The following is a 17,811-nucleotide window of genomic DNA, read 5'->3' on the forward strand; positions in this document are numbered from 1 at the left end:
CGGAAAAATTACTCTGCGTGCTGCAACCACTCCAGGTCAGCGCAGCCATTAGCCCATACATCCGCACTGACACAGGCGAGGCTGGAAGTGCCCATCGGGTGTTCGTTACCGCTGCCACAGAGGCCATTGAGCAGGCTGCCCACCAGAGGCTGGTGACTAACCAGGAGAAGCGGGAAGGTATCCTGGGTTTGCAAATGGTCGAGCAGTTGCTGTGGGTAGGTATTGCCGATCAGCAGCGGTTCGGTAATAACAGGCAATCCCAGTTGAGCGGCAGCAATTTCAGCGGTTTCCTGGGTGCGTACAAATGGACTGGCCCAAATAGCCTTTACCGCCGCCAGTTCCTCGGCGCGCTTTTTACAAACCTGTGCAACCTGCCTGCGCCCGCGCTCTGTCAGGGCTCTCTCTGCATCATTGGCGAGCATGGGCTCGGCTTTACCGTGACGCAAAATAAACAGCTGCATGGGGCTTCCTCAAGGGTAGGTTGTTACTTTGTTGATATCTGCGGGAATATTCGTAGGGAGGGCAGCAGATATTTATCCGGTGCCCACGGATAAGGCACCGGATAAATTAGCGATAGGAAAAGCAATCAGTTCTTGTCGACAGGTTTGTCGGCGTCGTCGGCACTTTCCTCAACCAGCTCTGGCTTTTCACTGCTCTCGGGCTCGGAGCTACCCAGGATAATGGCATCCTCGGCTTCGTCTTCAGCCTTGTCCTTTTCACGCTTTACTTCTGTAGAAACCACTTCTGCAGAAACATCTTCGGCGCCCTCGTAACCGGACAAATCCTCTACTTCAGATTCAGGCCACTCGGCAAACGGGAAAGGTTTTTCGTCGGAGTTGTAGATCAGGAACTGGATCGCCTGGTAAACATAGGAGGCGAGCTGATCGCCAAAGCGACGCAGATTATCGTTGGATTTCCCGCTGATAATCGAAAACAGGAATTGCAGTATCACTACCGCCATCAGTAACCACGCGGCAACCTGAAGGCACACTGCAAACAGCACCATATAGATAAGGCGCACCCACTGGTTGCCGGAAGTAAGATTGCGCTTTAGATCGTCATTTTTCATATGAGGCTTCCATTTAAGGCTTGGCCGAGTAGGCCACATCAAAAGTTTGCGCGCCCGACATCAAATTGCGAATCACCTCAGGAATCGGCCGCTGTTCAAATAATATGGCGTGAATCGCGGAAACCAAGGGCATGTAGACACCCATTTCGTCAGCTTTCTGTTTAATCAGACGAACCGTATTCACACCTTCGGCCACCTGACCGATTTCTGCGACAGCCTGATCGAGCGGCTTGCCTTTACCGACCATATACCCCACCCGATAATTTCGGCTGAGATCTGAGGAACAGGTCAGAATCAAGTCGCCGACACCGGCGAGGCCGATAAACGTCATGGGATCGGCACCCATCGCTTCGGCAAAACGCATCATTTCTGCCAGGGAGCGGGTGATCAATAAACTGATGGTATTTTGCCCGCGCTCCAGTGCCGCAGCCATACCAGTGATGATCGCGTAGATATTTTTTAGCGCACCGGCAAGCTCTACTCCAAACACATCGCTACTGGAATAAACCCGGAAAGTCTCCGAGTGCAGTGCCGATTGAATCGCTTTGCAAAGTGCCTCGTCTTCACTGGCCACCACCGTTGCAGTGTAGTGCCCCGCAACAATTTCTTTTGCAAAATTTGGTCCGCTCAAGACCCCGACACGCATGTCGGTGGTTTCCTCGCGCAGGATATCGCTCATTAAGTGGAAGTTGTCATGCTCGATTCCCTTAGTGGTGGAGATCAGCATGGTGCCCGGCGCCAACAACGGGGCTACTTTTTTTACCACCTCGCGAAAGGATTTACTGGGTATCGCGACAAAAACGATACTGCAACCATCGACCGCTTGCTCCAGGTCGCTGGTAAGTTGTAATTCCGGGTGCAGCGGCACGCCGGGCAGGTATTTATGGTTTTCTCGAGTGTCGCGACACTCAGCCGCCGTCTCCGCGTTGCGCATCCACTGGCGGGTGTCGTGGCCGTTGCCCGCCACAATGTTGGCAATCGCGGTTCCGAAACTGCCGCCGCCCAATACGGCAATAGCGAGGGGGTTGGAAGTTTCTTTTTGCATTGTCACACCGATAAAGCTTCTTATAAGACTTGCGGATTATAGAGGCATGACCCGCTGAGCCCAATGGGGTCAATTTGTTTTAAACTTCTGCCAATTGTGCGAAACGGCACAGTAAATAGCAAAAACGGCCCTCTGCCTTGACCAACCGATAAAACACCGCTCGATCCGGCAGGGGCCGCTTCTGGGACCAGCAAAGTCTAAAACAACTCCGCTGGCCATCGCTTAGCACCAATCAGTTGTGCTGACTTAGCCGTGCATTTCCAGCAGCAGCGTGTTCAGACGGCGCACATAATCCGCCGGGTCTGCCAACTGGTTACCGGCAGCCAGATTAGCCTGGTCCATCAGGATATTGGTGAGATCCGCAAAGCGATCTTCATCCGCCTCCTGGTCCAGACGCTGTACCAGTGGGTGGGACGGATTGATTTCAAAGATCGGCTTGGCATCTGGCAGGGCCTGGCCGGCCTGCTCCAGGATGCGGCGCATTTGCGGGCCCATATCCTGTTCGCTCACTACCAGACACGCTGGGGAGTCCACCAGGCGAGTGGTTGCGCGTACGGATTCAACGCGACCTTCCAGAACTACCTGTACCCGCTCAACCAGGGCACCGGACTCCTGCTCAACTTTTTCGCGCTCAGCTTTGTCCTCATCGCTCTCGGCTTCACCCAGGTCCAGAGCACCTTTGGCCACGTCCTGGAACTGCTTGCCGTCGAACTCGTTCATATGGCCCACGAACCACTCGTCCACCTGATCGGTGAGCAGCAGCACTTCGATGCCCTTCTTGCGGAATACTTCCAGGTAGGGGCTGGACTTGGCCGTAGCGAAGTTATCGGCACACACGTAGTAGATCGCCTTTTGGCCATCCTTCATGCGACCCACATAGTCTTCCAGGGATTGATCCTGCTTCTCGGTATCGGTATGGGTGCTGGCGAAGCGCAGCAGCTTGGCAATTTTCTCTTTGTTGGAGAAATCTTCAGCCGGGCCTTCTTTCAATACATTGCCGAACAGATCCCAGAACTTCTGGTACTCATCGCCATCTTTCTTCGCCAATTTATCCAGCATATCCAGAACACGCTTGGTCAGCGCACTCTTGATCGCATCGGTATTGCGATCTTTTTGCAGGATTTCACGGGATACGTTCAGCGGCAGGTCGTTGGAGTCCAGAACACCCTTCACGAAACGCAGGTACAGCGGCAGGAACTGCTCCGCATCGTCCATGATAAAAGTGCGCTGTACATACAGCTTGAGGCCGCGAGCGGCATCACGCTGGTACAGATCAAACGGTGCGCGCGCAGGGATGTATAGCAGGCTGGTGTAATCCTGTTTACCCTCTACGCGGTTGTGGCTCCAGGTTAAGGGATCGTCGAAATCGTGGGAGATATGCTTGTAGAACTCCTTGTACTCCTCAGATTTCACATCGGAGCGGGGACGAGTCCACAGGGCCTGGGCAGCGTTTACTGCTTCAAACTCAGGCGCCTTTTCTTCTTTCGGCTCTTCGCCCTCTTCCGCCGCCGGCATTTCCTCTTTCAGCATTTCCACCGGAATGGCGATGTGATCGGAGTACTTTTTAATGATGGAGCGCAGGCGCCAGCTATCGGCAAACTCTTTCGCTTCTTCTTTCAGGTGCAGAACCACCCGGGTACCGCGCTGGGGCCATTCAATAGTCTCTACGGAGTATTCCGCTTCACCGTGACACTCCCAGTGCACACCCTGATCGGAATTCAAACCGGCGCGACGGGTGAATACGTCCACTTTGTCAGCGACGATAAAGGCGGAGTAAAAGCCCACACCGAACTGGCCGATCAGGTGCGCATCTTTCTTCTGGTCTCCGGTCAGCTGCTGCATAAATGCAGAGGTGCCGGAGCGAGCGATAGTACCGAGGTTTTCGATAACTTCATCGCGGCTCATACCAATACCGTTATCGGTAATGGTGAGCGTGCCCTCTTCCTTGTCAAACTCGATGCGAATACGCAGGTCTGCATCTTCGCCAAGTAACTCAGGCTTGGACAGCGATTCAAAACGCAGCTTGTCGGCGGCATCAGAAGCGTTGGATACCAGCTCGCGCAGGAAAATCTCCTTGTTGGAGTAAAGCGAGTGGATCATCAGGTGCAGTAGCTGCTTGGCTTCCGTCTGGAATCCATGGCTCTCTTTTTGGGCCTCAACGGTCATCTATTCGGTCTCCCCGTACACGTCAATCGGAACAGGGAGCAAATATTGGGATCAGCCAGCAGGTTTCAAGGGGGGAAGGACAATCACTTACCAGTGGAGATCAGCGATCTCCACTGGTTTGAGCGGTAGCAAGGTTACCTTTACCGGTAATATCGATTACGAAATTGGCAGTGAGATCTGAGATCACACGGGACTCCGCATTCATCAGAATAGCGATACCCACTTTCAACTTTTCCGAGTAGGCAACCGCCGCACGGAAGCCCGCAACCCAACCGCCGTGGTAAATAATACGATCGTCACCAATGGTATAGAGGCGCCAGCCCAGACCATAGCCCGCGTGAGACAGGTAATCTCTCCAGATACGATGGCGCATATGGCGCTGGGTAGCGACTCGCTCAGTAGTCATATCGGCGATCACTTCCGGTGACAGTACCTTCGGGTAGTAGCCCATCTGCGCTTTCAGCCACTGGGCCATATCGGAGATACTGGCATTCACTCCCGCCGCCGGTGCAGCAAAGTAGTATTCCTTCTCCACTTTTACCGGGCGCCAGCCGCTGCCTGTCTGAATGTGGGGTGCCGCACGGTTGTCGGAGGCCATAAAGCTCTCCCAGCCGACCGATGCGTTCTGCATTTTCAGCGGGACAAAAATTCGCTTTTTCAGCTGGCTGGCAAAGGAGACCCCCGTCGCCTCAAAAATCACATCCTCAATCAGGCTGAACAACACATTCTGGTAGCCGTAGCATTTTCCCGGCGTGCAGCGCGGATCGATATTGGCAAACTTGGGCAATATCTTGCTGAGAGGCTTGTTGTCCTCAAGGTAGTTGTCGTAGGCGTTTGGGGTCAGGCCCGAGGAATGGCTGAGCAAGTGTTCCACCTGAAGCTGGCGAGACAGCGAGGGCGTCTTAAAGCTCAGGTCCGGCACATAGTTGACCACCTTGTCATCCCATTTGAAGCGATCTTCATGCTCCAACATAGTGGCCATACTGGCAGCGAAGGTCTTGGATACCGAGGCCAGACGGAACACCGTATCCTGATCCACCTTGCCGGATTTACCCCTGACCCTGACGCCATAGGTGTCCATCGCGACCACCCGGTTGCCATCCACGATGACATAGGCGCCGCCGGGTATAGATTTACCCGCCATCATCTGTTTGAAGTATCGGCCAAACTGTTTGGCCCTGTCGTCTATATCAGCCGCTTGCGCAGGCAGGGACAGACTCCCCAGAATCACCAGGAAGAGGAAAAAACGTGCCATAGAGGCGCGCATGCCGTAGACGATATTTGAAAGAATTGCAGGTCTCATAAGCAAATCGAGCCGCCAAAGCAATCCGGTAGTTGCAGATAAGACTAGCAGCCAGCGGGCAAAAACTCTATTTAGGCGCCACGCAGGACTGACCGCTGAATTCTAGTCTGCACTTTTCTCGAGCGCGGGGACGGCCATGCCAATCAGCGCAGATCAGCGCAACAAGGCTTGTACAAACAAAAAAACCGCCTTGCGGCGGTTCTTCTTTTGGGGCCCGGAGACCCCAGCGCAAAAAGCGTCTTACAGCTTCTCAGCGTTCTCGCTCAGGTAAGCCGCTACGCCTTCCGGAGAAGCGTTCATACCTTTGTCGCCTTCCTGCCAGCCGGCGGGGCAAACTTCACCGTGCTCCTGGTGGAACGCCAGAGCGTCAACCATGCGCAGCATTTCGTCAACGTTACGGCCCAGCGGCAGATCGTTAACTACTTGGTGACGCACAGTGCCTTCTTCGTCGATCAGGAAGGAACCGCGGAAAGCAACACCAGCGTCAGCTTCTACGTCGTACGCCTGGCAGATTTCGTGCTTAACGTCTGCAACCAGAGTGTACTTAACCGGGCCGATACCACCGTCGTTGACGGAGGTATTACGCCATGCGTTGTGAGAGAACTGGGAATCGATGGATACACCGATTACCTCAACACCGCGCTTTTCAAACTCAGCGAAACGGTGGTCGAAAGCGATCAGCTCAGAAGGACATACGAAGGTGAAGTCCAGCGGGTAGAAGAAAACTACAGCCTTCTTACCTTTGATTGCTTCTTTCAGGTTAAAAGTATCGACGATCTCGCCGTTACCCAATACCGCTGCAGCGGTGAAATCCGGAGCCGGCTTGCCTACCAGAACTGCCATGAAAACCTCCTCAATCCAATGATGGGTTGTTGATGATACGTAGAGTGTTCAATTTATGAGCAACAGCTATAAATCGAATGGGAATTAATAGTGGGCCGCTATGATACACACCCACTTATTTCAGGCCCATAAATTTTTTAAATCAGGCTGATAGCAGAACGGCTATGCGTGAACTAACACCCAAAATAGGATGACCTACCCGCAAAAATGTACAAATAGCAAACAAAGAGGGTGAAATGCGACCACTTCGAAATCTTATTGACACTCATTCTCAATTGCAATAGGATTCCTACCTGACTACTATTGAGTAAGAGTTGAACAGAGCCACCGCCATGTATGTATGTATTTGTAAGGGCATAACTGACCGCCAGATTAAAGAGGCGATCTATGATGGCTCCACTTCGGTGAAGGCGTTAAGACGCCAGCTGGGCGTTTCTTCTCAATGTGGACGCTGTGCCGAGCAGACCAAGGAGATCATTGATGAGACCATGAGCGGTGGGATGGTATCCTCTGCCAACAACGGCCTCTTCTACTCCGCCAGCTGACCGTCCAATATGGCCACCCTCCTCTGGTGGCCTCTTTACCACTTTTATCTACCCAGTCCTCCAGCTCTTCGTAAAACCTTAAAAACCTGTATAAGACTCCCATCCAAGTCGAACTAGCGTGCCTCCACTGTCTTTATCTCCGTTCTCAACCTGAACACATATCCGCCAACCTTGGGCAGCTATAAATCTCAACCTGTAAACGCGTCTCCCGGCTTTACATAACGGCCAAACTCTAGCCCTCCGATTTACTTACCTCTCCAATCTCACTGCAATACCCCTTGGGTCGGAAAAGTTGGATATTGAGAAAATCTGTTTTAGAAAGCCTCAAAACAACTCCGTGATGTTTTTGGTTTTTACAGCGCAGAGCGTGAATCTGCCATGAAAGCCTGTAGGGTCGGCCCTGTTAGACAAGGCACTCGCAGCGACGTACCTAAAACCTGCTGACTTCAGGAGCCCGAAAATATTACGGATTTATTCAGACACCGCTTTGTTAACCCCTTCGTAATCCACGTGACATTCGACAGTGGTCAACATCAATTCAGGGCATGAGTCCATCAACAAAATATCAACTCAATCGCTTTTATATTCCAGGTAACCATTCAATAAGTCGCTCAGATGGCAAACTATCAAAAGTTGGGATCATTTAATTTAGAAAAAAATTAATTATTCAAGCGCCATTCGAATACTAGAAAAGGTTTTGGCTCAACTTATAACTGCAAGCGTTTCACCCGTATATATAAATAAGAAGCATTATTAATACCAAACATGAAAACATTAACCTCAACTGAAATGCACAACCCACCAATAACAAGGGTTAATATTCGAAATAAATGACTTATTGTTGTATTGCTCACACAACCTAAATGATAATTATTTTCGTTGCCATTTTCGGCTAAATTTGCGTTAAAACCCTTGTTTTTCCTGTATTCCGCAAGAAAAATTATTTCTTGACTTGCCGCAAATCGCAACGCAAACTCAGCCCCGATTGCAGCTTAAACCCTAAAATAAAATTAGGTAAATCAGGCAGCCGCAGACTTTAGTGACTAATAAACTTTAGTAACTAAAAATATCAACTAATCTCTAGCGACTAACAAATAGGAACTCTCTGCAAACCTTATTGAGTTGGCAGGGCTTCAGGAGCACAGGCTATGAAAGGCGACCCCAAGGTAATTGAGCATTTAAATAAAGTACTGGGTAATGAACTGGTAGCTATTAACCAGTATTTCCTACACGCCCGCATGTACGACAATTGGGGTTTAAAAGAGCTGGGCAAACAGGAATATCACGAATCCATTGATGAAATGAAGCACGCCGATTGGCTGATCGAGCGCATTCTTTTCCTCGAAGGTATTCCCAACCTGCAGCACCTGGGCAAACTTCTGATCGGCGAAAATACCGAAGAGATGCTCAAGTGCGACCTGAAAATTGAATCCAAGGCCATTCCCGACTTGCGTGAAGCCATCGCCTATTGCGAGTCCGTTCGGGATTACGGCAGTCGTGAATTGCTGGAGAAAATCCTCGAGTCTGAGGAAGAGCATGTAGATTGGCTGGAAACCCAGCTGGAGCTGATCGACAAAGTTGGCATTCAAAACTACCTGCAAACTCAAATGGAAACTGCAGCCGGCCACTCTGGCAAGTAGTTTAAGTCCTCTCACAGGCATAAAAAAACCGCAGCTTCCGCTGCGGTTTTTTTGTTTCTACAGTATGCCTACCATCTATAGCAGCAGACATATTGGAGCAAAAGCGGAAATTAATCCTCGCCTTCGCTCTCCGCTGATGCCTCATCAATCAAGGTTTTCAGCTCACCGTTCTCATGCATTTCCATAATGATGTCACAGCCACCGATCAGCTCGCCCTTAACCCACAGCTGGGGGAAGGTCGGCCAGTTCGCATACTTAGGCAGCTCAGCGCGGATGTCCGGGTTAGCCAGAATATCAACGTAGGCAAAGCGCTTACCGCAAGCCATCATCGCCTGGGAGGCCCGCATGGAAAAGCCGCACTGGGGGGCATTAGGGCTACCTTTCATATAAAGCAGAATGGTGTTATCAGCGATCTGCTGCTTGATGTTCTCCAGTGTATCCATAAGCGTGAAAAACCTCAGGTGGTCGAAGCAAAAAGTAAGTGTACAGGCACCATACCATCATCTGGTATAGCGCGCCGGCATCCATTGTACCCCAGTGGGGCCGGCAATAAGTACACCATCCCCTCGATGAAAGCAAAAACCGCAGATCTGCAACACCGGATACCATGTTGAAAATTCAGCCAGCCAGATAGCACACAGCTTATAAAGGCTGTGATACCATTGCCCCAATCGATATAAAGTGCAGATTAGAAAGCTTAAACAGAACTTTCTGCGGAAAATAGATAGTTCAAATAGTCAATATTTAAGGAGATGCCCCGGTGGCCACCCCGACACTCATGCAAAACTATGGCGATCGAACCCTCACACTGGTGCGGGGTGAAGGCAATTATGTATGGGATGATCAGGGCCGACGATACCTGGATGCAATCTCTGGAATCGCCGTCTGCGGCCTTGGCCACTGCCACCCCAAAGTGACCCTGGCCCTGCACGAGCAGATTCGGACCCTGTTACATGTATCCAATCTCTACAATATCCCTGCGCAGGAGAAACTGGCAGACAAGCTGGTACAGCTATCCGGTATGGACAATGTGTTTTTCTCCAATTCTGGAGCTGAGGCCAATGAAGCAGCGATTAAATTAGCGCGGCGGCTAGGCAATAGCCGCAACATTGAGACCCCTCAAATCCTGGTAATGGAAAGCGCTTTCCACGGCCGCACCCTGGCCACCCTGACAGCAACCGGCAATGAAAAAATCCAAGAGGGCTTCGGTCCTCTGCCCGAGGGTTTTTTGCGTGTGCCGTTTAACGATACTGCAGCCATCGAAAAGCTCGCAGGTGAGCGCAACGATATTGTCGCAGTGCTGGTTGAGCCGGTTCAGGGAGAGGGCGGTGTACGCGTGCCCACTTCCAACTACCTGGGGCAATTGCGCGAAATCTGCGATCAACATAACTGGCTCCTGATGCTGGATGAAGTGCAAACCGGAAACGGCCGCAGCGGCAAAATGTTTGCCTACCAGCATGCGGACATATTGCCCGACGTAGTGACCACTGCCAAAGGGCTGGGTAACGGTGTCCCTATCGGAGCCTGCCTGGCCAGGGGAGTTGCCGCACAATTATTTTCTGCGGGCACCCACGGCTCCACTTTCGGCGGCAACCCTCTAGCCTGCAGTGCCGCACTGGCAGTGATCGATACGCTGGAAAGTGAATGGTTGTTAGAGCGCGCCGAGGCATTGGGGCAACGCCTGCAGCACCAACTCAAACAGCAGTTATCCGATTGCGACCAGGTCAAAGAGGTGCGGGGCTTGGGGCTGATGATCGGAATAGAATTGCAGCAGCCCTGTGCCAAACTGGTGGACATAGCCCGCGAGCGCGGATTGCTGATCAATGTTACAGCCGGCAATGTAGTGCGCCTGCTCCCCCCACTCACACTCAGCGACGACGAGTGCCATCAATTGGCAAACGATGTCAGCTCACTGATTCACCAGTTTGCACTGCAAGCGGTCTGATGCAAAAAAAGGAGAACAGCTTATGGCGATCAGACATTTTCTCACCCTGACAGACTTGTCTTCGGAAGAGCTCAAGCAAATTATTGAGCGCGCGATCGAACTCAAAACACTGCACACTCAAGGAATAAATACTGACCTTTTTCGCGGCAAAGTGCTGGGGATGATTTTTGAAAAATCCTCTACTCGTACCCGCGTTTCATTTGAGGCCGGTATGGCACAGATGGGAGGCAGCGCCCTCTTCCTATCTCCCCGCGATACTCAGTTAGGCCGCGGGGAACCCGTTGAAGACAGCGCCCGAGTAATTTCCAGCATGGTGGATATGGTGATGATTCGCACCTTTGGCCACCAGGTACTGGAGCGCTTCTCAGAATATTCAAAGGTACCGGTGATTAATGCCCTCTCCGACAGCTACCACCCCTGCCAGCTGCTCGCAGATATCCAAACCTTTGTGGAGCACCGCGGCAGTCCAGAGGGCAAGGTGGTCGCCTGGGTCGGCGATGGCAACAATATGTGCCACTCCTATATTAATGCTGCCCGCCTGTGCAATTTTGAGCTTCGCATAGCCTGCCCGCCCGGCTACGAGCCCAACGCCAATATCCTCGCTTCGGCAAGTGATCGGGTCACCGTAGTACACGATCCGGTGGAGGCTGTTAAAGGGGCCGATTGGGTGGCCACCGATGTGTGGGCTTCCATGGGACAGGAAACTGAACAACAGATCCGCCTGAAAGCCTTCGAGAGCTTCCTGGTGGACCACGAGCTGATGAGCCACGCCAATAGCGATGCCATCTTTATGCACTGCTTGCCCGCCCACCGTGGAGAGGAGGTGAGTGCCGAACTTTTAGAGGATGGCAACATCTCGGTGGTATGGGATGAGGCTGAAAACCGCCTTCATGCGCAAAAAGCCCTGATGGAATTCCTCCAAGACCACGGTCGATAAACCCTAAAAGGGTACAGCCACTCCTGCGGTTGTACCCTGTTACCTGTACTCACTCCCCTGCGCCTCTCCTCCCGACAATATATAAAAGATGCGATTGGCGACAAAAAATCCAAGAGATCGCTAAATTTAGCAATCGGCGCCAACGACTAATTTACAGCCAGCCAAGATGTCAGAATTAAATAAGCGTCAGTAAATTGAGCAATTGAGTACCACTTTGCTCAAAGAGCAGCCATTTGCAAATGGTTATTGCCGTTGTTAATTTACAGCGCTCTAGCTATTAAAAAAAATTGTAAGACACTGTACCCAGCGTTCTTTCCCGGCACCCACTCCTTTGCAGCCCAGGGCTGGCGGGCTCTGCCGCGAAAGTGGCTACTGACTCAGCACCTCTACCCACAATTTATCCACAAACAACTACATAGTTATTCGCCTTGAACTGACCCGCCTACCGCATTATCTTGTAGCGCACTCGAGGCCGACCCCCTATATATTGGGGTAGAGGCTCAAGAGCACCCCCATTATGTGGGGCAAATTCCGGCGCACCACCACACTTTTTGGCGGTGGGCGTCAGGCGCTGCTTTTTTCAAAGCAGAATCAGAGGTAAGCGGGCGGAATGGAATTTCCGCCACAGGCAGCAGCTGGCAAACCTTTTCAGCTAGCCGGTGACAAGCCGCCTGTTTCCAGTGTCCACAGCTGTGGATAAACACTGGCAAAGCGAAGGACACGCTCCGCCATGCCACACAGTCATGTGGCCGCCGTTCTTTTGAACGCACGCGGACAGACAACAGAACAAACCTTTCGGAGATTTACATGCACACAGAGACAGGGCGCTCTCAAGCCGTGCCTGCGGAAAAATCAGGCACCTCCAGCGACCAGGCGACTGGCGGCACGACTCTGGCCGCTACTGCACCGGGCCAGATCCGCGTAATCAAGCGCAATGGCACCGTTGTACCCTACGACGACAGCAAAATTGCCGTCGCCGTCACTAAAGCCTTCCTCGCTGTTGAAGGCGGCACCGCCGCTGCTTCCAGCCGTGTCCACGAGCAAGTTGAAGAACTGGTCGGCCAGATCAGTGCCACTTTCAAACGCCGCATGCCCTCTGGCGGCACTATCCACATTGAAGAGATCCAGGACCAGGTAGAGCTGGCCCTGATGCGCGCCGGTGAACAAAAGGTTGCCCGCGACTACGTACTCTACCGTGAAGAACACGCCCGCCTGCGCGCAGAGAAAGAAAAAACCGCTCAAATTGCCGAGCAAGCTGTCGATGCCCACCCCAGCATCCGTGTAAAGCAGGACGATGACAGCCTTGCCCCCCTGGATATGGAACGCCTGCGCACCGTTGTCAAAGAAGCCTGTGAAGGCCTGAAAGATGTCGACAGCGCGGCAATTCTTAACGAAGCCCTGAAAAACCTGTACGACGGTGTTTCCGAAAACGATATCAATACCGCGCTGGTAATCACTGCGCGCACCTTGGTTGAGCAGGAGCCCAATTACACCTTCGCTACCGCCAGCCTGCTGCTGGACAAGCTGCGCTCCGAAGCACTGCGCTTCCTCGGTGTTGCCGAGCGCGCCACTCAGCACGAGATGGAAAAGCTGTACGCCTCTACCCTGCCCACTTACGTGAAAAAGGGTATCGAGCTGGACCTGCTGGACCCTGCACTGGCCACCTTCGACCTGGAAAAACTCGGCAAAGCTCTAAAAGGCGAGCGCGATCACCAGTTCACTTATCTGGGCCTACAGACTCTGTACGACCGCTACTTCCTGCACAGCGACGATATTCGTTTCGAGCTGCCGCAGATCTTCTTTATGCGTGTCGCCATGGGCCTCAGCATTAATGAAGAGAACAAAAACGAGCGCGCGGTAGAGTTCTACAACCTGTTGAGCTCTTTCGACTACATGAGTTCCACCCCGACCCTGTTCAACGCCGGCACCCTGCGCCCGCAGCTGTCCTCCTGCTACCTGACCACGGTACCGGACGACCTGCACGGCATTTACGGCGCGATCCGCGATAACGCCATGCTGTCCAAGTGGGCAGGCGGTCTCGGCAATGACTGGACGCCGGTGCGCTCCCTGGGTTCCTATATCAAAGGCACCAACGGCAAGTCCCAAGGTGTTGTGCCCTTCCTGAAAGTGGCCAACGACACCGCAGTAGCCGTCAACCAGGGCGGTAAGCGCAAAGGTGCTGTCTGTGCCTACCTGGAAACCTGGCACCTGGATATCGAGGAATTCCTCGAGCTGCGCAAAAACACTGGTGACGACCGCCGCCGCACCCACGATATGAACACCGCCAATTGGGTCCCCGACCTGTTTATGAAGCGCGTGTTCGAAGACAAAGAGTGGACCCTGTTCTCCCCGGCCGATTGCCCGGACCTGCACGACCTGTTCGGCACCGCATTCGAAGAGCGCTACAACCACTACGAGCAACTGGCTGCCGAAGGCAAGCTGCGTCTGTTCAAGAAGATCCGCGCACTAGACCTTTGGCGCAAGATGCTGGGCATGCTGTTCGAAACCGGCCACCCCTGGATCACCTTTAAAGACAGCTGCAACCTGCGCAGCCCGCAGCAACACGCCGGTGTGGTTCACAGCTCCAACCTGTGCACCGAGATCACTCTCAACACCAAGGCCGACGACGAAATCGCCGTGTGTAACCTGGGCTCCGTCAACCTGGCTCAACACATTGGTGAGAACGGTGAACTCGACCGCACCAAGCTGGCCAATACCGTAAAAACTGCGGTGCGTATGCTCGATAACGTTATCGACATCAACTACTACGCAGTTGAAAGTGCGCGTCAGTCCAACATGCGTCACCGCCCTGTTGGCATGGGCCTGATGGGCTTCCAGGATGCGCTGTACAAGGCCGGTATCGCCTACGCCAGCGACGAAGCCGTCGCCTTTGCCGACAACACCATGGAAGCGATCAGCTTCGAAGCCATCTCCGCTTCCAGCGACCTGGCTGCCGAGCGCGGCAAGTACCAGACCTACGAAGGCTCCCTGTGGAGCAAAGGTGTCCTGCCACTGGATTCCATCCAGATCCTCGCTGAGCAGCGCGGCCAGCAGTTTATCGAACAGGACACCAGCTCCACTCTGGACTGGGACGGCCTGCGCGAGAAAGTAAAAGCCCAAGGTATGCGCAACTCCAACGTAATGGCGATCGCTCCTACTGCGACCATTGCCAATATCACCGGGGTTTCCCAGTCGATCGAACCGACTTATCAAAACCTGTATGTGAAGTCGAACCTGTCCGGCGAATTCACCGTAGTAAACCCCTACCTGGTACACGATCTGAAAGATCGCGGCCTATGGGATCAAGTCATGGTTAACGACCTGAAATACTATGAAGGTTCTGTACAGAAAATCGATCGCGTACCGGAAGACCTGAAAGCGAAATACTGCACCGCGTTTGAAGTGGAGCCGCGCTGGATTGTGGACGCCGCCAGCCGTCGCCAAAAGTGGATCGACCAGGCCCAGTCCCTGAACCTGTATATTGCCGGCGCCGACGGAAAGAAGCTGGACCTAACCTATCGCATGGCTTGGTTCCGCGGCCTGAAAACCACTTACTACCTGCGCGCACTGGCTGCCACTACCACAGAGAAATCTACGGTAAATAGCGGCACCCTGAACGCGGTAAGTGCACACGGCGGTAGCAACGGAGTGGCTGCGGCAGCACCTGCTGAGCAAGCTGCACCTGCACCGGCCGCAGTGCCTCAGGCCTGCTCACTGGACGACCCGGATTGCGAGGCCTGCCAGTAAAATTTAAGCCCCTTTTTTTATAGGGGCTGCACTGACTCTCGGGGGAGAGCGTCGTAACCGCAAGTGCGGGCATGACCATGCGCAGCGACCCCGGTCCACCCATTATTTTAATAGTGGGTAATACCATAGGGACCGGGGATCGGCTGCGGCTTATTTTCCCGGGAAAACCCAGTGCAATTGCCAGCGAAAATTCAGTGCAAATAAATGCACAAAAGCGCAGCAAAAATTGATCTGGCACAGGATTTTCTGTGCCCAGGCGAGTTAAAAATACGAACCTGTAATGAATTATTGCCGGTAAAAAAAATCACCGGTATGTCATCCCTGGTTGCACACAATTAGTGAGTAATACACCAGGAAGATTTAAGAATTTTTTATCGAACTTTCGATAGTGAGACCGATCAAAAGGGCCAACTATGCTGAGCTGGGACGACATCGACACCAAGCCCCAACAACCTGAAAAAGCAACCGAACCGCGACCGACGCCGGAGGCCCAGGCAAAATCCGTGCAGGAGCCCAGCGCTTCCTACACAGCCGCTCCGGCGTCGCCTGCGGCCCAAAGCGGCTCCACTGCCGTTGATGCCGCCCGTGCCGCAGTTGCTAATATGGACCCGGCTCCCGGCCTGGAAGAACTGGAAATGGGTGCGGCCCGTATCCAGGTAGATGAAAAGCGCATTATTAATTGCCGCGCTGACCTCAACCAGTTGGTTCCCTTTAAATACGACTGGGCCTGGCAAAAATACCTGGACGGCTGCGCCAACCACTGGATGCCCCAGGAAATCAACATGAACAAAGACGTGTCCATGTGGAAAGACCCCAACGGTCTGACCGAGGACGAGCGTCGCATCGTGGAATACTCCCTGGGCTATTTCTCCACCGCAGACTCCCTGGTTGCTAACAACCTGGTATTGGCGATCTACCGTCATATCACCAACCCTGAGTGCCGCCAGTATCTGCTGCGTCAGTCTTTTGAAGAAGCCATTCACACCCACGCCTACCAGTACTGTGTAGAGTCCCTGGGTATGGACGAAGGTGAAGTCTTCAATATGTACCGCGAAGTGCCTGCGGTTGCCAAAAAAGCGGCCTGGAGCCTATCCCACACCCAGGCCATCGGTGACCCCAACTTCAAAACCGGCACCATTGAATCCGACCAGGAGCTGCTGCGCAACCTGATCGCCTTCTACGCTGTCACTGAAGGTATCTTCTTCTACTGTGGCTTCAGCCAGATCCTGTCCATGGGTCGCCGCAACAAAATGACCGGTGTTGCCGAGCAGTTCCAGTACATCCTGCGCGACGAGTCTATGCACCTGAACTTTGGCATCGACGTCATCAACCAGATTAAGCTGGAAAACCCACACCTGTGGACAGCGGAATTCCAGCAGGAAGTCACCCAGATGATTCTCGAGGGTATGGAGCTTGAAGTAGCCTATGCCCGCGACACCATGCCCCGCGGCGTACTCGGCATGAATGCGAACATGATGGAGGAGTACCTCCAGTTTATCGCCAACCGCCGCCTTAGCCAGTTGGGCCTGAAAGAGCAGTTCCCTGGCGCTCAGAACCCATTCCCGTGGATGTCTGAAATTATGGACCTGCGCAAAGAGAAAAACTTCTTTGAAACCCGCGTTATCGAATACCAAACCGGCGGCGCACTGCAGTGGTAAGCGCTTCCTGGTTAGCGAATTACTAAAAAGGAGAAAGTAGTCGCTCACAGGAAGAGAAGTATTGAAAACGGGCTTAATGCCCGTTTTTTTTATTCTAATAATAGCTTGCTGAAGGTCTTCCTTAGTATTCACCTCACAAATACTACTGCCTAACTTTAACTATCAAGCCAGCGCCGAAAAGCAGAACTTCTTGTCTTACTAGTTATGAGAGGTTCGTCCAAACCTGAGAGATGAATGGCGAGAGTGTCTTTACCATAAGCCTCAAAGCGCTGAACATACTGGATATTGACAATATCGCTACGATTGATTCGAATAAATTTTTGAGGGTTCAGCTGGGACTCAAGATCAGTCACCGACTGTTGCACTAACGAGTGAGTCATCCCTTTTTTATCGTGAGCAACAATAATTCCTTGCCCAGCTCTTAGGCAAATAATATCTTCTACCCATAAAACCTCTACACCTCCTCCTTTTCTCAACAGAAATCTATATCTAAATCCAGCGCCACCAGCCGGTTCTTCCTTCGCATAAGTTATATTCGAAAAACTACTCTTTAACTGCTCGAAAGACAGCATAGCACCGGTAAAACGCTTGTAAGAATATGGCTTAAGTAAATATTCAATTCCCATATTTTGAAAAGCATTCATCCAATAGGAGTCATGGGCGGTGGTATATATAATCGGGCAGGGTAAATCAATCTCATTCAACACATGAAACACCGGCCCATCGAGCAGCTCTATATCTGAGAATATGAGATCTAACTCGATTTTCTCCAGGAAAAATCGCCTAACCTTTTCAACTTTATCCAACGGACCCAAAATTTTGGCTTGAGAGTTATACTTCAGTATATAGTTCTTTAGCTTCTCGGCCGTTAACGGCTCATCCTCAATCAATAGAATATTCATCGAATGATTAC

The 17,811-nt window shown here is 52.4% G+C and carries 14 protein-coding genes; 6 read left to right on the top strand and 8 right to left on the bottom strand.

All coding sequences use genetic code 11. The features are described 5' to 3' along the window. Positions 1-8: 8 nt before the first annotated feature. From sixA to ACJJI4_RS14605, 6 genes are all read right to left on the bottom strand, one after another. Complete coding sequence (gene sixA / locus ACJJI4_RS14580; RefSeq protein ID WP_444896453.1) at positions 9-461, bottom strand: phosphohistidine phosphatase SixA; 453 nt, start codon at positions 459-461, stop codon at positions 9-11. Between the two features lie 125 nt (positions 462-586). Then, positions 587-1,069 carry a DUF4389 domain-containing protein gene (locus tag ACJJI4_RS14585; RefSeq protein ID WP_282933779.1) on the bottom strand — a complete coding sequence of 161 codons (483 nt, stop codon included), beginning with the start codon at positions 1,067-1,069 and terminating at the stop codon, positions 587-589. A gap of 13 nt (positions 1,070-1,082) precedes the next feature. Beyond that, positions 1,083-2,114: an NAD(P)H-dependent glycerol-3-phosphate dehydrogenase gene (locus ACJJI4_RS14590; RefSeq protein ID WP_413662953.1), complete on the bottom strand. Its 1,032-nt coding sequence runs from the start codon at positions 2,112-2,114 to the stop codon at positions 1,083-1,085. A gap of 246 nt (positions 2,115-2,360) precedes the next feature. Then, on the bottom strand, positions 2,361-4,280 hold the full coding sequence (htpG, locus tag ACJJI4_RS14595; RefSeq protein WP_444925619.1) for a molecular chaperone HtpG: 1,920 nt from the start codon (positions 4,278-4,280) through the stop codon (positions 2,361-2,363). Between the two features lie 100 nt (positions 4,281-4,380). Continuing rightward, positions 4,381-5,583: a serine hydrolase domain-containing protein gene (locus ACJJI4_RS14600; protein WP_444925620.1), complete on the bottom strand. Its 1,203-nt coding sequence runs from the start codon at positions 5,581-5,583 to the stop codon at positions 4,381-4,383. A gap of 240 nt (positions 5,584-5,823) precedes the next feature. Further along, the gene (locus ACJJI4_RS14605) at positions 5,824-6,426 is read right to left on the bottom strand and encodes a peroxiredoxin (protein WP_444896448.1); all 603 of its coding nucleotides are present in this window, start codon (positions 6,424-6,426) and stop codon (positions 5,824-5,826) included. A gap of 314 nt (positions 6,427-6,740) precedes the next feature. Here ACJJI4_RS14605 and ACJJI4_RS14610 point away from each other — a divergent pair, with 314 nt between their 5' ends. Further along, on the top strand, positions 6,741-6,971 hold the full coding sequence (locus ACJJI4_RS14610) for a bacterioferritin-associated ferredoxin (RefSeq protein WP_413662956.1): 231 nt from the start codon (positions 6,741-6,743) through the stop codon (positions 6,969-6,971). Positions 6,972-8,119: 1,148 nt separating this feature from the next. Then, a complete protein-coding gene (gene bfr, locus ACJJI4_RS14615; RefSeq protein WP_020412720.1) occupies positions 8,120-8,611 on the top strand; it encodes a bacterioferritin in 492 nt (163 codons plus the stop codon). A 110-nt stretch (positions 8,612-8,721) separates the two neighbouring features. On the opposite strand, the gene grxD is transcribed toward bfr, so the two are convergent. Then, positions 8,722-9,054, bottom strand: coding sequence for a Grx4 family monothiol glutaredoxin (gene grxD / locus ACJJI4_RS14620; RefSeq protein ID WP_282933784.1), 333 nt, complete (start codon positions 9,052-9,054; stop codon positions 8,722-8,724). A gap of 317 nt (positions 9,055-9,371) precedes the next feature. Between grxD and ACJJI4_RS14625 the strand changes: the two genes are divergently transcribed. The 4 genes from ACJJI4_RS14625 to ACJJI4_RS14640 all read left to right on the top strand — a co-directional run bounded on the left by ACJJI4_RS14625 (position 9,372) and on the right by ACJJI4_RS14640 (position 16,898). Next, on the top strand, positions 9,372-10,556 hold the full coding sequence (locus ACJJI4_RS14625; RefSeq protein WP_444896447.1) for an acetylornithine transaminase: 1,185 nt from the start codon (positions 9,372-9,374) through the stop codon (positions 10,554-10,556). Between the two features lie 22 nt (positions 10,557-10,578). Then, on the top strand, positions 10,579-11,493 hold the full coding sequence (gene argF, locus ACJJI4_RS14630; RefSeq protein ID WP_444925621.1) for an ornithine carbamoyltransferase: 915 nt from the start codon (positions 10,579-10,581) through the stop codon (positions 11,491-11,493). A gap of 807 nt (positions 11,494-12,300) precedes the next feature. Continuing rightward, complete coding sequence (locus ACJJI4_RS14635; RefSeq protein WP_444925622.1) at positions 12,301-15,240, top strand: ribonucleoside-diphosphate reductase subunit alpha; 2,940 nt, start codon at positions 12,301-12,303, stop codon at positions 15,238-15,240. A 413-nt stretch (positions 15,241-15,653) separates the two neighbouring features. Then, complete coding sequence (locus ACJJI4_RS14640; RefSeq protein ID WP_444925623.1) at positions 15,654-16,898, top strand: ribonucleotide-diphosphate reductase subunit beta; 1,245 nt, start codon at positions 15,654-15,656, stop codon at positions 16,896-16,898. Between the two features lie 155 nt (positions 16,899-17,053). Here the strand turns inward: ACJJI4_RS14640 and ACJJI4_RS14645 are convergent, their stop codons facing one another. Further along, on the bottom strand, positions 17,054-17,800 hold the full coding sequence (locus tag ACJJI4_RS14645; RefSeq protein WP_444925624.1) for a LytR/AlgR family response regulator transcription factor: 747 nt from the start codon (positions 17,798-17,800) through the stop codon (positions 17,054-17,056). Between the last annotated feature and the right edge of the window lie 11 nt (positions 17,801-17,811).

It is taken from the genome of Microbulbifer maximicatervae (SeqCode) (genome assembly GCF_052467305.1).